At 47.8% G+C, this 15,140-nt stretch carries 14 protein-coding genes; 7 read left to right on the forward strand and 7 right to left on the reverse strand.

The features are described 5' to 3' along the window. Window positions 1–6: 6 nt before the first annotated feature. The 6 genes from B5F34_RS10845 (at window position 7) to lepA (ending at window position 5,694) form a co-directional block, all read left to right on the forward strand. Window positions 7–744 (forward strand): YebC/PmpR family DNA-binding transcriptional regulator, encoded by a 738-nt coding sequence (locus tag B5F34_RS10845; protein WP_087338665.1) that lies wholly within the window; start codon window positions 7–9, stop codon window positions 742–744. A gap of 9 nt (window positions 745–753) precedes the next feature. Continuing rightward, entirely contained in the window at window positions 754–999 is a 246-nt protein-coding gene (locus B5F34_RS10850) for a TIGR03905 family TSCPD domain-containing protein (RefSeq protein ID WP_087338669.1), read from the forward strand. Between the two features lie 508 nt (window positions 1,000–1,507). Continuing rightward, window positions 1,508–2,767, forward strand: coding sequence for an Nramp family divalent metal transporter (locus B5F34_RS10855; protein WP_087338672.1), 1,260 nt, complete (start codon window positions 1,508–1,510; stop codon window positions 2,765–2,767). 98 nt (window positions 2,768–2,865) lie between these two features. After that, on the forward strand, window positions 2,866–3,348 hold the full coding sequence (locus B5F34_RS10860) for a C-GCAxxG-C-C family protein (protein WP_204245600.1): 483 nt from the start codon (window positions 2,866–2,868) through the stop codon (window positions 3,346–3,348). A 193-nt stretch (window positions 3,349–3,541) separates the two neighbouring features. Then, window positions 3,542–3,742, forward strand: a complete 201-nt coding sequence (locus B5F34_RS10865) for a winged helix-turn-helix domain-containing protein (RefSeq protein WP_087338783.1) — start codon at window positions 3,542–3,544, stop codon at window positions 3,740–3,742. Window positions 3,743–3,912: 170 nt separating this feature from the next. After that, a complete protein-coding gene (gene lepA / locus B5F34_RS10870) occupies window positions 3,913–5,694 on the forward strand; it encodes a translation elongation factor 4 (protein ID WP_087338675.1) in 1,782 nt (593 codons plus the stop codon). Between the two features lie 227 nt (window positions 5,695–5,921). Here lepA and nqrF read toward each other — a convergent pair whose 3' ends face one another. The 7 genes from nqrF to B5F34_RS10905 form a co-directional block, all read right to left on the reverse strand. Beyond that, entirely contained in the window at window positions 5,922–7,193 is a 1,272-nt protein-coding gene (nqrF, locus tag B5F34_RS10875; protein ID WP_162609322.1) for an NADH:ubiquinone reductase (Na(+)-transporting) subunit F, read from the reverse strand. A 19-nt stretch (window positions 7,194–7,212) separates the two neighbouring features. Further along, entirely contained in the window at window positions 7,213–7,839 is a 627-nt protein-coding gene (nqrE, locus tag B5F34_RS10880; RefSeq protein WP_087338678.1) for an NADH:ubiquinone reductase (Na(+)-transporting) subunit E, read from the reverse strand. Window positions 7,840–7,873: 34 nt separating this feature from the next. Continuing rightward, window positions 7,874–8,509: an NADH:ubiquinone reductase (Na(+)-transporting) subunit D gene (locus tag B5F34_RS10885; RefSeq protein ID WP_087338681.1), complete on the reverse strand. Its 636-nt coding sequence runs from the start codon at window positions 8,507–8,509 to the stop codon at window positions 7,874–7,876. Between the two features lie 4 nt (window positions 8,510–8,513). Continuing rightward, window positions 8,514–9,203 carry a Na(+)-translocating NADH-quinone reductase subunit C gene (locus B5F34_RS10890; RefSeq protein WP_087338684.1) on the reverse strand — a complete coding sequence of 230 codons (690 nt, stop codon included), beginning with the start codon at window positions 9,201–9,203 and terminating at the stop codon, window positions 8,514–8,516. 15 nt (window positions 9,204–9,218) lie between these two features. Then, window positions 9,219–10,391 (reverse strand): NADH:ubiquinone reductase (Na(+)-transporting) subunit B, encoded by a 1,173-nt coding sequence (locus tag B5F34_RS10895; protein ID WP_087338687.1) that lies wholly within the window; start codon window positions 10,389–10,391, stop codon window positions 9,219–9,221. A gap of 61 nt (window positions 10,392–10,452) precedes the next feature. Continuing rightward, on the reverse strand, window positions 10,453–11,805 hold the full coding sequence (locus B5F34_RS10900) for a Na(+)-translocating NADH-quinone reductase subunit A (protein WP_087338690.1): 1,353 nt from the start codon (window positions 11,803–11,805) through the stop codon (window positions 10,453–10,455). Between the two features lie 559 nt (window positions 11,806–12,364). Further along, complete coding sequence (locus B5F34_RS10905) at window positions 12,365–13,762, reverse strand: C1 family peptidase (protein ID WP_087338693.1); 1,398 nt, start codon at window positions 13,760–13,762, stop codon at window positions 12,365–12,367. 165 nt (window positions 13,763–13,927) lie between these two features. Here B5F34_RS10905 and B5F34_RS10910 point away from each other — a divergent pair, with 165 nt between their 5' ends. Next, the gene (locus B5F34_RS10910; protein WP_087338696.1) at window positions 13,928–15,136 is read left to right on the forward strand and encodes a BamA/TamA family outer membrane protein; all 1,209 of its coding nucleotides are present in this window, start codon (window positions 13,928–13,930) and stop codon (window positions 15,134–15,136) included. Window positions 15,137–15,140 lie beyond the last annotated feature (4 nt).

A 15,140-nucleotide genomic window follows, 5' to 3' on the forward strand; every position in this document is an offset into this window, starting at 1 on the left:
AATCCAATGGGAAGAGCATTTGAATATAGAAAAGCTACAAAACTGAAAAGATGGGGCCACATGGCCAAGACATTTACCCGCCTGGGCAAGCAGATTGCCATTGCCGTGAAAGCTGGCGGACCCGAACCGGAGAATAACCCCGCCCTGCGTTCTATCATTGCCACCTGCAAGCGCGAGAATATGCCGAAAGACAATATCGAACGCGCCATCAAAAATGCCATGGGCAAAGACCAGAGCGATTACAAGGGAATGACTTACGAGGGGTATGGCCCGCACGGCATCGCGGTGTTTGTAGATACGCTCACCGACAATCCCACCCGCACGGTGGCCGACGTGCGCTCCGTATTCAACAAGTTCGGGGGCAACCTCGGCACGATGGGGTCGCTGGCGTTCTTGTTCGACCACAAGTGCGTGTTCACCTTCAAGAAGAAAGACGGCATGGACATGGATGAGTTCCTGCTCGATATGATAGACTATAACGTCGATGAAGATTACGACGTGGATGAGGAAGAAGGAACCATCACCATCTATGGCGACCCGAAGAGCTATGCAGCTATCCAGAAGCATCTGGAGGAGCAGGGATTCGAAGATGTGGGCGGCGACTTCACATACCTCCCCAACGACTTGAAGGAGGTGGCTCCGGAACATCGCGAAACTATCAATAAGATGGTGGAGCGTCTGGAGGAATTTGATGATGTGCAGACTGTCTACACCAACATGAAGCCCGAAGAAGGCGACGAATAATCCCTCCCCATGAAGTACCATTATAAGACGAAGGGGACATGCAGCACGGACATTTTCATCGAAGTAGAAGATGGCATCGTCCGTGAAGTGGAGTATTGGAATGGATGCAACGGCAATCTGCAAGGCGTTGCCCGCCTGGTGAAAGGTCTTCCGGTGAAAGAGGTGATTTCGCGCCTCGAAGGCATACGCTGCGGCATGCGCCCTACTTCCTGCCCCGACCAGTTGTGTAAGGCACTGCATGAAATGGGATTCTGAGGAAACGCCTGTTGAAACATTTATCGCACAGAGAAGCTGCAGCGCGGAAAAGGGCGTGTGCAGCTTCTTTGCTAAGTAATCAATCAGAATTAGTTTAAGTAGCCGTTCATAATTAGTTTATACTATCATGGAGAATGATGTGTCTGTCATTCTGAGCGAAGCCCGTAGGGCGTAGTCGAAGAATCTCATGACATGCACTATCCAAGGGAATCGTGTCTTTCGGGAGATGTTTCGACTTCGCTTCGCTCCGCTCAACAAGACAGATACCCGTCATATAAACTAAATATCAACGACTACTTAGTATCACTTAATTTTGCACATTTACTTATCTCAAATCACAATTATCTCAAATCACAATTATCTCAATTATTAATTCTCAATTCTCTCGGGAGATGTTTCGACTTCGCTCCGCTCCGCTCAACAAGACAGATACCCATCATATAAACTAAATATCAACAACTACTTAGTATCATTTAATTTTGCACATTACTTATCAGAAAAGAAAGCAATGAAGAACCTACTGAAAGACTTGAAACGGCGGGACCACAAGCGCTATCTGGGCGGTTTGGATGTATTTCGCTACATAGGTCCCGGATTGCTGGTGACAGTCGGCTTTATAGACCCGGGCAATTGGGCTTCCAATTTTGCGGCAGGCTCCGATTACGGCTATGGATTGTTGTGGGTCGTTACGCTGTCTACCATCATGCTCATCATATTGCAGCATAACGTGGCGCATCTGGGCATCGTGACGGGGCTGTGCCTCTCCGAAGCCGCCAACCGATACCTGCCCCGCTGGGTGTCGAGGCCGGTGTTGGCAACAGCAGTGCTGGCATCTGTTTCCACTTCGCTGGCCGAGATTCTGGGCGGTGCCATCGCCTTGCAGATGCTTTTCGGCATCCCTGTCATCTGGGGAGCTGTGCTGACCGCCGTCTTCGTAGGTGTGATGCTGTTTACCAACTCTTATAAGAAGATAGAACGCGCCATCATAGCCTTCGTGTCGGTCATCGGCCTGTCTTTCATCTACGAGCTGTTCCTGGTCGATGTAGACTGGCCTCAGGCGTTGCGCGGCTGGACGGTTCCTTCTTTCCCCTCAGGCAGCATGCTGGTCGTTATGAGTGTATTGGGAGCGGTGGTGATGCCCCACAATCTTTTCCTGCACTCGGAGGTAATCCAGAGCCATGAATACAACAAACGCGATGACGTCTCTATCCGTCGGCGTCTGAAGTATGAACTGTTTGATACGCTATTCTCCATGATTGTGGGGTGGGCCATCAACAGTGCCATGATTCTGCTGGCAGCGTCTACTTTCTTCCAGCAGGGCGTGCGAGTGGAAGAGCTGCAACAGGCTCAATCTTTGCTTGAACCGTTGCTGGGCAATCATGCGGCAGTTATTTTTGCTTTAGCATTGCTTTTGGCGGGCATCTCGTCTACTCTCACCAGCGGCATGGCGGCAGGTTCCATCTTTGCGGGCATCTTCGGAGAGTCGTACAACATCAAAGACAGTCATTCCATCGTAGGCGTCATACTCTCGTTGGGTGTCGCTTTGTTGCTGATTGTTTTCATCGGCGACCCCTTCCGTGGCCTGTTGGTTTCCCAGATGGTGCTCAGCATCCAGTTGCCGTTCACCGTCTTCCTGCAGGTGAGTCTCACCTCGTCAAGGCGCGTCATGGGAGAGTATGCCAACAGTCGTTGGAGTACGTTCGTGCTCTACGCAATAGCTTCGGTGGTGACGGTGCTGAACATCCTCTTGCTTGTCTCTGCATTGTAAGAGTTTTTCGGACTTGTCTGTGTTTTACAATTCGCCTTCAACTTGTGGGTGAATTACAAGAAAATGTAACTATATGATTAATAATTGTGTGTATATATATGGAATTGAATGAAAGAATAGACAAAGCAGTGGAGAACTTTATGGAAGGCTTCAACTGTTCGCAATCTGTAGTGGCTGCATTTGCCGATATGTATGGATTTACTCGTGAACAGGCCCTGCACATGGCTGCTTCGTTTGGGGCAGGCATCGGACGGATGCGCCTGACTTGTGGAGCGGTGTGTGGCATGTTTATGTTGGCGGGGCTGGAAAAATGTGCCGTAGAAGGCAAAGACCGTGCCGGCAAATCTGCCAATTATGCTTTGGTGCAACGACTGGCCGAAGAGTTTAAACGCAGGAACGGCTCTATCACGTGTCTGGAATTGTTGCAGTTGAAGAAGGCAGAACGGAGTGCTGTGCCCGAAGAACGTACAGCCGAATATTATGCGAAACGTCCGTGTGCGCGGATGATAGAATCGGCTGCCCACATCTGGGTGGAATATCTGGAAGGAAAGCTGCCGGAGAAAACCGAAGAGAAGCAATAATATGCCTTATCGTTTCCGGCTTTGTTTCCAAACGATAAGTCTGCTTTTCTTTTTCCTTACATTGAGCCGTTTTTTGGACCAATAATAGGCTATATAACAAAAAAATAACTATATTTGCGCACGAAATAAAACAATACCTCTGCCGCTTGATGAGCACAGTCGTATAGTATGTCTAACTAAATTTTGGATGAAAATGTTGAAAGAAAAAGCCGGTGAGACAGCCGGGAAAATCTGGAATGTACTGAATGGTACCGAGGGAATGCCTGTAAAGCAGCTGAAGAAGCAGACAAAGCTGATTGACAAAGATTTGTATTTGGCTTTCGGCTGGCTTCTGAGAGAAGGAAAGATTTCTGTAGAGGAAGTGGAAGGCGAACTTTTTGTTAAGTTGGTGTAAGCAGGCTGCCTTCTGGAAAAAGCTAAAAACGCGCTGGCACAAGGGAATGTGTACGGCGCATTTTTTTTGTCTCACCCTTTTTCGTATCTTTGCACACACATTTTGATTGTAGAAATGGGAATACAGCGGGGCATCCCCGCATCTAAGAAATTATCACTAAAATATTTGAAATGAAGAATATCCGCAATTTCTGTATTATTGCCCACATCGACCATGGCAAATCGACGCTGGCCGACCGTCTGCTGGAGTTTACACACACCATACAAATCACGGAAGGACAGATGCTGGACGACATGGATTTGGAACGCGAGAGGGGCATTACTATCAAGAGCCACGCCATTCAGATGGAATATGTCTATAAAGGAGAAAAATACATATTGAATCTGATTGACACTCCGGGACACGTGGACTTTTCTTATGAAGTGTCTCGTTCTATTGCTGCGTGTGAAGGAGCTTTGCTCATCGTAGATGCGTCGCAAGGAGTTCAGGCACAGACCATTTCCAACCTCTACATGGCTTTGGAACACGATCTGGAGATTATTCCCGTTATCAACAAGTGCGACATGGCCAGTGCGATGCCCGAAGAAGTGGAAGATGAAATCATAGAATTGCTGGGCTGCAAGCGGGAGGAAATCATTCGTGCGTCGGGCAAGACGGGCATGGGTGTGGAAGAGATTCTGGCTGCCGTCATCGAGCGGATCCCTCATCCTGTAGGCGATGAAAATGCTCCTTTGCAAGCTCTGATATTCGACTCAGTGTTCAACTCTTTCCGGGGTATCATTGCCTATTTCAAGGTAGAGAATGGCGTCATACGCAAAGGCGACAAGGTGAAGTTCTTTAATACGGGAAAGGAATATGAAGCCGATGAAGTGGGAGTGCTGAAGATGGACTTAGTGCCGCGCGATGAGCTACGTACAGGTGACGTAGGATACATTATCTCCGGCATCAAGACTTCGCGCGAGGTGAAGGTTGGCGATACCATTACGCACATTGCGCGTCCGTGTGCCGAAGCTATTGCAGGATTTGAAGAGGTGAAGCCTATGGTGTTTGCCGGTGTCTATCCCATCGAAGCGGAAGACTTTGAAGATTTGCGCTCATCATTGGAAAAGCTCCAGCTAAACGATGCTTCGCTCACTTTCCAGCCTGAGTCGTCGTTGGCATTAGGCTTTGGATTCCGCTGCGGATTCCTGGGACTGCTGCACATGGAGATTGTGCAGGAACGCTTAGACCGCGAATTCAATATGAATGTCATCACTACTGTGCCCAACGTGTCTTACCTTGTCTACGATAAACAGGGGCATGTTACCGAAGTGCATAATCCGGGAAGTATGCCGGATGTGACGTTGATAGACCATATCGAGGAGCCCTATATCCGTGCCTCTGTTATCACCACCACCAATTACATCGGCCCTATCATGACTCTTTGTCTGGGCAAACGGGGTGAACTGGTAAAGCAGGAATACATTTCGGGCAATCGTGTGGAGATATTCTACGACATGCCGCTGGGTGAGATTGTGATAGACTTTTACGATAAGCTGAAGAGCATCTCTAAAGGCTATGCTTCTTTTGACTATCACTCCAATGGATTCCGTCCCTCCAAGCTGGTGAAGCTGGATATTCTGCTGAACGGCGAGCCGGTGGATGCTCTTTCTACTTTGACGCACTTCGACAATGCCTATGAGTTGGGTCGCCGCATGTGCGAGAAGTTGAAGGAACTTATTCCCCGCCAGCAGTTTGAAATAGCCATCCAGGCAGCTATCGGTGCTAAGATTATAGCGCGTGAAACTATTAAAGCAGTGCGCAAAGACGTGACTGCCAAGTGTTACGGAGGCGATGTCAGCCGCAAGCGCAAGCTGTTGGAGAAGCAAAAACGAGGCAAGAAACGCATGAAGCAGATTGGTAATGTGGAAGTGCCGCAAAAAGCTTTCCTGGCGGTGCTGAAACTGGATTGAGCCTTTTCTCCTGAGAAGGAGCAGATGTTGTTTCAGGGTAGGGGGCTGATAAGCGCAGGTGTGCATCAACGGATGTTTGTATCTGCAGATGTTATTTTCCTGCATAGTTGCCAATAGCAGTTGCGTTCTCCCCTCCGGTAAGTATTATAAAAAAGAGACATAAAATTTCGGAAGCCTGCATGTCGCTTTCCTGATTTTATGTCTCTTTTCTTCTTTCAGGACTCTGTTTATCCGCCGAAGTTGTCGAACATCAGGTTAGACATCGGCACGCCCAAGTCATCCAGCATCTTTTCTACAGCTTTCGACATGGGGCCGGGGCCGCACATATAATATTCGATGTCTTCTGGAGCCTCGTGGTCCTTGAGGTAAGTGTTATAGATGACCTGATGCACGAAGCCCGGAGTGTATTTCACGCCGGCAGCATCGGCTGCAGGGTCTGGACGGTCCAAGGCCAGGTGGAATGAGAAGTTGGGGAACTCCTTCTCCAGGTCGAGGAAGTCTTGCAGGTAGAACACTTCGTTTAGCGCACGTGCACCATAGAAGTAAGACATTTTGCGGTCGGTAGTGTGCAGTGTCTTGGTCATGTGCATGATTTGTGCGCGTAACGGAGCCATACCTGCACCGCCACCTATCCACATCATCTCTTTCTTTGAGTCGAAGATGGGATGGAAATCGCCATAAGGACCGCTCATGATAACTTTATCGCCCGGCTTTAGCGTAAAGATGTACGACGAAGCGATGCCTGGCATTACGTCTTGGAAACCCACCTGCGGTTTTGGTTTGAAAGGAGGTGTGGCAATGCGGACAGTCAGCATGATGCGGTCGCCCTCGGCCGGATAGTTGGCCATGGAGTAAGCGCGGATAGTCTCTTCATCGTTGTGACACTTCAAACCGAACAGGCCGAATTTCTCCCATGCAGGCAGATATTCCTTGCCAATCAGTTCTTTGTCGATGTCTTTGTCGTAATCCATCGAGTATTTGGGAATCTTGATTTGCGCGTACGAACCGGGGATGAAGTCCATGTGTTCGCCGGGAGGCAGTGCCACGATGAATTCTTTGATGAAAGTGGCCACGTTCTTGTTCGAGATAACCTCGCATTCCCATTCTTTCACGCCGAGTACGCTTTCGGACACCTTGATTTCCATGTCATTCTTCACCTTCACCTGGCATCCCAGCCGCCAGTGGTCTTGAATCTGTTTGCGGCTGAAGTGCGGTGTTTCTGACGGCAGAATCTCGCCGCCGCCTGCCAGCACTTGGCATTTGCACTGTCCGCACGAACCTTTGCCGCCGCAGGCCGACGAAAGGAACACTCCGTTTACGGCCAGCGTGTTGAGCAGGGTAGAACCGGAAGCCACTTCCAGCACTTTGTCGCCGTTGATGGTTATTTTTACGTTTCCCGACGGTACCAAGAAGCGTTTGGCCACCAGCAGAATGATTACCAGCAGGAGCACCACTACAAGGAATACTCCGATACTCGCTAAAATTAAGTTCATATCCATTGTTTTGTCCCTTTCTTCATTAGATGTTCAAACCGGAGAAACACATGAAAGCCATCGCCATCAACCCAACGGTGATAAATGTGATGCCCAATCCGCGCAGGGGAGCCGGCACATTGCTATAGGCCATTTTTTCACGCACGGCAGCCAGGCCCACAATGGCAAGCATCCAGCCCAGTCCCGAGCCCAGGGCGTATGAAATAGCATCAGAGATGTTGCCGATATATTTAGGGTCGCTCAGATTCAGATTGATGCGTTGCTGCATGAAAAGCGAAGCACCCATGATGGCACAGTTTACGGCAATCAGTGGCAGAAAAATGCCCAATGAAGCATATAACGACGGACTGAACCGCTCGACAGCCATCTCCACCAGTTGAGTAATACCGGCAATGATGGCGATAAAAAGAATGAAACTCAGGAAACTGAGGTCTACGCCTTCGATAATGGCATCGGGACCCAATACCCGTGTTTGCAGCAAATAGTTGACAGGGAGCGTCACTACCAGCACAAAGGTAACGGCGATGCCCAGGCCTACGGCAGTCTTCACGTTCTTCGACACGGCCAGGTACGAGCACATGCCCAGGAAGAAGGCGAATATCATGTTGTCCACAAAGATGGACCGGATGAGTAAGCTAAAGAAATCTTCCATATTCTAACTTTATATTCTGACTACATTATATATATTATTTCTCTTGCAAATCTTTGTGGCGTGCACGCTGATACCAGATAAGGCAAGCTACGATAATCAGTGCCATGGGGGGCATCAGCATCAGGCCGTTATTGACATACCCGGCGTTCTGGATAGGCTCATAGTTCAGGATATTGAATCCCAGCAACGTGCCCGAACCCAACAGTTCACGGATGAATGCCACAATGACCAGAATCTTGGCGTAGCCCAATCCGTTGCCGATACCGTCCAGGAAAGATTCCCAAGGACCGTTCTGCATGGCAAAGGCCTCCAGGCGTCCCATCAGAATGCAGTTTGTGATGATTAGTCCGACATAAACAGAAAGCTGTACGCTCACGTCATAGGCAAAAGCTTTCAGTACTTCGCTCACAATGGTTACAAGAGCGGCCACAACCACCAGCTGTACAATGATGCGGATGCGGTTGGGAATGGTTTTACGCAACAGCGAAATCACCACATTCGAGAAAGCTGTGATAACCGTAACGGAAAGTCCCATTACAATGGCCGGTTCCAATTTGGCCGTCACTGCCAAAGCCGAGCAGATGCCCAGCACCTGTACAGTGACAGGATTGTTCATGCTTATCGGGGTAGCAAATACCTCTTTGTTCTTTTTAGAAAACAATTGTCCCATAATTTTAATCCTCCGCATCGTTAGTCGTTAAAAATTTGGTGTAGTTGCCCAGACATCCCTTCAGCATTGAACCTACAGCTACTGATGTGATGGTGCCTCCGGAAATGCCGTCCACCTGATGTTCGGGATCTTCTATTTTCCCGTTTTTCACTACATCCAGAACGACCTGACCGTCTTTCATGGTTTTCAGTCCGGGAAATTCATTCTGGAAGTGTTCACCGGCAATTTCAGCACCCAGACCGGGCGTTTCGCTGGCATGCGAGAAATACACTCCGTAGACAGTGTCTTTGTCGTCATTCAAGGCTACATAGCCCCAGATGGCTCCCCACAGACCTACGCCGTAGACGGGGAAGACATATTTAGTTTGTCCGTCTACTTCTGCCACAAACACGTGCAGGCGGTTGTTTTCTTTCACTTCTTTTTCGTAGGAGGTCGCAAATTTGCCTTCGTTTTCTTTCAGTGTGCCGTCTTCCTGCATCAGCATGTCGGCTTTTACATATTTATTATATTCTGCCTCGGCATCAGCCACGTTTCTGATGTTCAATGCGGCGAGGATTTGCTTTTTAGTGTCCATCTCCACATTTTTATTCTGTGTTTCCTTCAGAGACGAGCTTACAAAAGCCAGCAGAAATGCTACGATAACAACCATTACCGAAGCATAAATGAGGGTGTAAGTGTTACTGTTGGTATTCATTTGTCATTCGGTATTTTAATGGTTCGACTTGAGGGCTGTCCGTTTCTCGCGGCGACTGATGTTGTTTTGCACCACACAATAGTCAATGAGCGGGGCAAAGATGTTCATCAATAAGATAGCGAGCATCATACCTTCGGGATAGCCCGGATTGAGTACACGGATAATGATGGCCATGGCACCGATGAGGAAACCGTAGATGTACTTGCCGGTTTCAGTGCGTGCAGAAGTGACAGGGTCGGTTGCCATAAATACTGCACCGAAGCAGAAGCCACCCAACACAAGATGTTCGTACCAAGGCATGTGTGCGACAGCTGTGTCTGGTCCTGCCACATTGAATATCCAGGCCATGAAAGCACCTCCCACGAAAACGGACAGCATGGTTTTCCAACTGGCAATGCCTGTCCAGAGCAAGATAATGGCACCAATGGCTATGGCTATGACGCTTGTTTCGCCGATAGAACCGGGTATGAGTCCCGTCACCATGTCCCAGGAGAAATCTGGAGCAGCGGCCGAAGTCTTGGCAATGCCTAAGGGGGTGGCCACGGTCAGCCCATCGACGGTTTGTCCCAGTCCGAAAATGCTGTCTGAAGATACCCATACAGCATCACCCGACATTTTGGTGGGATAGGCGAAGAACAGGAAGGCGCGTGTCACCAATGCTACGTTGAACACATTCATGCCCGTTCCGCCAAATACTTCTTTGGCAAAAATAACGGAGAACGCAGTCGCAATGGCCAACATCCACAAAGGACAGTCGACCGGTACAATCATGGGGATTAAAATACCGCTGACCAGAAATCCCTCCTGTATTTCTTCTTTCTTCCATTGAGCGACGATGAACTCAATGCCAAGACCTACTACATAGGAAACAATGATTTTGGGCAGAACGGCCAGGAAACCATAACCGAACATTTCCCAAAAACCACCGGTCATGCCGGTAGCATGGAAATGCTGGTAACCTACATTATACATACCGAACAGCAAGGCCGGTATCAGCGCTATGACCACAATCGACATGATACGCTTGCTGTCGATGGAGTCGTGGATGTGTGTTCCCGACTTCGAAGTGGTATTGGGCACGAAGAGGAATGTTTCAAAGCCCTCAAACACCGACCGGAAGGCATGATACTTGCCGCCTTCTTCGAAGTTCGGTTTTATCTTATCCAGATATTTTCTTAAAGCATTCATTAAAATTTAATGATTAAGAGTTTGTTTTTTGTTATTTTCCAGTCACATATATCCAGTGGCGTCAGGCCATTTCGGCACGGAGCATGTCAAGACCGGCACGCACGATACGTTGCACCTCCACTTTTGAGGAGCATACGAATTCGCATAATGCAAAGTCTTCGGGTGCCACTTCGTAGATGCCTAAGGCTTCCATACGGTCAATGTCACCTGCAATGATGGCTTTGACGAGATATTCGGGAAAGATGTCCATCGGAAAGACACGGTCGTATTCGTTGGACATAATCATGTGGCGTTCGCCCCCTTTCACACGTGCATCTATGACGTATTCTTTCTTTTTGCCTGTCAGCCATGAGAAATATGAGTGGCTGGTGCTGAACTGGTTAAAGCGGGGCATAATCCATCCTAACATTTCATGGATTTCATCACCTTCGGGAATGACGCTAAGCTGAGTATGGAATGCTCCGAGAAATCCATTGGGAGATACTTGCTTGCCAGTCAACACATTGCCGCTGATATAGCGCAAGTCTTTATTGGCATTGACATTGTTTTTGAAAACATGGGTCAATAAGGCGCCTACTTTCAGTTTGACATAAGCGGGTTTCAGCACTTCGCTTCCTGTCAGGGCCACGGTGCGTGTCATATCTACGCGTCCGGTATTCATCAGTCGTCCGATGAAAATGACGGCTTCCGGTGCGAGGGTCCAGACTGTCTCGCCTTTTACAATGGGGTCAATGTGGTTGATTTGTACGCCTACATTGCCTGCGGGGTGCGGTCCATCGAAGATGGTAATCGTGACATTCTTTGCCTGTGTAAGAGCCGGACTGGTTTGGTGGACGTTGATATTCAAATAAGTTCTGGCTATTTTTGAGAGAGCGTCAAGACCTGTCTGGAAGTTGTTTTCCTCGCCTTTCAGCACGAATTCAAAATCGGGAGCCTGTGGGGCAGAATCGAAAGCCGAAACGAATATGGCTTTAGGCTGCACGGTAGGGTCGGCAATCACATCGTAGGGACGTTGGCGGAAAAAGGCAAACATGCCTGTATTCAGCAGAGCTTCTTTTACTTGTTCTCCGCTCATCGCTGCCGGATTCATTTTACCAAACTCTTCGTAGTCCTGCTCTTGGGCAGCTTCAACCACGATATTCAACACCTTGCGCCGTGCACCACGCTCTATGCTGGTGACTACACCGCTGACAGGCGAAACAAATTTTAATTCGGGGTGATTCTTGTCGATGAACAAGGGTCCCCCGGCCATCACATATTCCTGTTCTTTCACCACGACTTTGGGAGTGATGCCCGTGAAATCGTCGGGTACAAGTGAGTAGAATCCCGGTTCTTTCACGCTGAGCAACTCTTTAGCGGGTTTGCCTTTCAGGTTAATGTCAAGGCCTTTTCGCAATTTAATTACATTTGCCATGCGTTTATTTAAATTAAAGGTTTTGCTTACTTGACCGCAAAAATACTAAAATCTGTGTAAATGATAAGGGAATAGATAGCAAAAATGTGGTCAGAGTTGAACTTTTCTGTGTGGAAATTGCTTGTCGTATGGCTGTTCTGATATGGGCACCCTTGTGATGCGGCATTGCAACGTGAGTTTTGTTGCATTCTAACAGCCATATTGAGGTGGTTTAGACCTTTCGACCCATGAATGGTGAACGGTGTATTCTATTAATAATCAGCATTCAACTTCTAATATATAATCAGCACACTGCCTATCGCGTGGAAACTTTTCAGGAAGGGCTTATCAGAGGACTTTCTTATGCACATGAGGCATCAGCGCGGAGCGTTCCAAGTCTGAATCTCTTCATTGCCGCTATCAGGTGATGCTTTTTTCTGAAACACACGATGCCTGCGCCTGTATGTTTTTTGTATTTTAGATGGTGTTAGGGTATAAAAAAGAGATATGCCACCAGGCTTTGTAGCTCCGATGGCATATCTTTTTCATTCCTTGCCGATTAATCAGCAAAGGTTTCCCGTCAGCGTTCTTCAGCAAACATGGGGTCCCATGCAGGCAGTTGAATAGGCTTTTGCTTGAAGATGGCTTGAATCTTTTCCGGTACGTACTTGGTTTCTACAACAAGACGGAACATATACTCATCAAACCATTTGTCGCTCATGATAAGATGGCCCTGATGTCCGTATGAAGGTCCCCAACTGTTTTCTACCATCCATTTTACCGGTTTCCCGTCTTTGTCCAAATCTACTGCCATGAGGGTCATAGCATGGGCAGACAGGCTGGAGAAAGTCTGGATGCGTTCCTTTTTATCCATGCCGAAGTTGACGCCCATTAGCGAACCATAGTCATAATTGTCCACATCCAGGTAGCCTCGCTGTGCATCCAACTGAGTGACATCGCTACTGAAATACATCGCAGTGCTGTCTTTTAAGGATGCGATAGCCATTTGTTTGATATCCTCCAAAGGCAGATTGACGTATTTCCAGTTATGTCCATCGTAGCGGTGGCGGTCGTAAGCTATTTCATAGCATTGGTAGTATTCGCGGGTCGGGTCGTTCATCAGCATGACAAAGTTGGTCAACAGGCTCTTGTCGCCATACTTTTCCAAGAATGACATCGGGGTATGGTGTTCGACTTCCACCCGTTTTCCGCTGGCATCCCTGCGGATGTAATCAAACTCGGTAGGGGGAACGCCCAGATTGAGAGCGAGCATACGGTAAACTTCTTTCAGCATGTCGGTTTTTCGGCTCTCTATATTTTCTTTTTTGGTTTTCTGTGCGGACATTTCACGCAGTTCAAGTCCGAATTCCTTGAGCTTCAATCCGATGAGGTTAGACATTTGTGAGGTATGGTTGCTGCTATAGGTTTCAGGCATTGCTTCTTTGGGCACCAAGCCATATTTTCCTATAATATCGGCTACTCCCGTGAAAGTTCCTCCGTCGCTCAGCGGATGTTTGAAAAGCCATTCTACGGTTTGGTCGGTCATAGGTTTGTCGGCTGTGTCAATAATGCCTTGCAAGAATAGGTTGGCCTTTTCCAGTTGGTCCCAGAAGAACGAATAAGCCTGCGAATATTCCAGTTCGGGTAAATTGTATCGTGCGATAGCTTTGGCGCGCATCACGTTCATCCCGGTAAAAAGCCAGCATCGTCCACTGGATTGTTGGTCGGTGATGCCTTTGGATTTAACTCGGATGGAGAATTCGGTGTCGAGTCCTTTCTGGTTGTCCAAGTTGAGGGTGAGCTTGCGGATGTCGTTCTGAGCGATGGCATTGCGGATAGCACGTTCGGCTGGGGTTTCTACATACGATTTTTGTATGTCCTGGAGCATGTCGGGACTGATGCCTCCCGCCTTTTGTTGGGCCTGAACAGTGAACAGGGCAGCACTGAAAAGTGCCAAGGTTGTAAGTTTCTTTTTCATTGTCGAATGTTTTTCTATGTTAAGTCTTGTCTTAATAATTGGATTTGCCTGCAAATGTAGTGCATTTTTTGAAAAATTAGGGCTGGCTTTAGATTTATTGTGGCCTTAAAGGAACTATTTCTGCTCAAAAAGTGTTTATTTTGCAAACTATATGCGAATTGATTTATGAAACATTTTCTATATGCTTTTCTCTTGTTTTGGCTGATAACGGCCGGAGTACAGGCTCAAGAGGTTGATTCTTTGTCTATAACTACAGATACTATGCGTACACCTACGAAGAAAGAATTGCGAAAGAAGCGGGTGGCGCAGCGTAATTTTCATTATAATATTTTGGGAGGGCCAAGCTATTCACCTGATTTTGGGCTGTTGGTCGGTGGAAGTGCTTTGATGACTTTTAGTATGCATCCTTCGGATACTTTGCTGAAACGTTCGGTGGTTCCGATGGCTATTGCTTTCATGTTTGACGGAGGCATTAATCTTTTTTCAAAGCCTCAACTCTTTTTCAAGCATGACCGCTTTCGTATTTTCGGAAAGTTCAGTTACAAGAATACCGTAGAGAATTTTTATGGGGTAGGATACAACACCAATCGGGATTATGTGCGCAGCGATACCACCAGTCAGTACCGGTATAGTGGTGTTCAAATCAACCCTTGGTTCCTTTTTCGGTTAGGAGAAAGTAATTTCTTTGCCGGACCGCAGATTGATATCAATTATGATCATTTCACTAAGCCGGGGAAGTACTTGGCTGAGGAGCCTTCTTATGTCGCAGCCGGAGGGGATAGTCATGGCTATAAAAATTTTAATTCCGGTCTGGGCTTTCTGCTGACCTACGACAGTCGCGATGTTCCGTCGAATGCTTATCGTGGTTTATATCTTGATTTTCGTGGAGTGATGTATCATAAAATATTCGGAAGCAATAATAATTTCTATCGTCTTGAGTTAGACTATCGGCAGTATAAGCAGGTAGGCAACAGAAAAGTCCTTGCTTGGACTGCTCAAAGCAAGAACGTGTTTGGCAATGATATTCCCTTGACTCAATATTCCTTGACGGGAACTCCTTTTGACTTGCGTGGATATTACATGGGACAATACCGTGACAAATCATCGCATGTGGTGCTTGCTGAATATCGCCAGATGTTCAATACCGACCAGGATACGTGGCTGAAGCGCATCATTAACCATTTGGGATTCGTCGTATGGGGAGGATGTGGTTTCATGGGACCTACGCCAGTAAGGGTTGAAGGGGTATTGCCCAACTATGGAGTGGGCTTGCGCATTGAGGTACAGCCGCGCATGAATGTCCGGTTGGATTTAGGCAAGAATACGGTGAACAACCAGACCCTTTTCTATTTTAATATGACAGAAGCGTTTTAAAACC

Source organism: Mediterranea sp. An20 (genome assembly GCF_002160055.1).
GTDB lineage: Bacteria > Bacteroidota > Bacteroidia > Bacteroidales > Bacteroidaceae > Bacteroides > Bacteroides avicola.

Coding starts and splice junctions, on each gene's coding strand:
- B5F34_RS10845 (WP_087338665.1), top strand. CDS start 7: ATGGGAAGAGCATTTGAATATAGAAAAGCTACAAAACTGAAAAGATGG.
- B5F34_RS10850 (WP_087338669.1), top strand. CDS start 754: ATGAAGTACCATTATAAGACGAAGGGGACATGCAGCACGGACATTTTC.
- B5F34_RS10855 (WP_087338672.1), top strand. CDS start 1,508: ATGAAGAACCTACTGAAAGACTTGAAACGGCGGGACCACAAGCGCTAT.
- B5F34_RS10860 (WP_204245600.1), top strand. CDS start 2,866: ATGGAATTGAATGAAAGAATAGACAAAGCAGTGGAGAACTTTATGGAA.
- B5F34_RS10865 (WP_087338783.1), top strand. CDS start 3,542: ATGTTGAAAGAAAAAGCCGGTGAGACAGCCGGGAAAATCTGGAATGTA.
- lepA (WP_087338675.1), top strand. CDS start 3,913: ATGAAGAATATCCGCAATTTCTGTATTATTGCCCACATCGACCATGGC.
- nqrF (WP_162609322.1), bottom strand. CDS start 7,193: ATGGATATGAACTTAATTTTAGCGAGTATCGGAGTATTCCTTGTAGTG.
- nqrE (WP_087338678.1), bottom strand. CDS start 7,839: ATGGAAGATTTCTTTAGCTTACTCATCCGGTCCATCTTTGTGGACAAC.
- B5F34_RS10885 (WP_087338681.1), bottom strand. CDS start 8,509: ATGGGACAATTGTTTTCTAAAAAGAACAAAGAGGTATTTGCTACCCCG.
- B5F34_RS10890 (WP_087338684.1), bottom strand. CDS start 9,203: ATGAATACCAACAGTAACACTTACACCCTCATTTATGCTTCGGTAATG.
- B5F34_RS10895 (WP_087338687.1), bottom strand. CDS start 10,391: ATGAATGCTTTAAGAAAATATCTGGATAAGATAAAACCGAACTTCGAA.
- B5F34_RS10900 (WP_087338690.1), bottom strand. CDS start 11,805: ATGGCAAATGTAATTAAATTGCGAAAAGGCCTTGACATTAACCTGAAA.
- B5F34_RS10905 (WP_087338693.1), bottom strand. CDS start 13,762: ATGAAAAAGAAACTTACAACCTTGGCACTTTTCAGTGCTGCCCTGTTC.
- B5F34_RS10910 (WP_087338696.1), top strand. CDS start 13,928: ATGAAACATTTTCTATATGCTTTTCTCTTGTTTTGGCTGATAACGGCC.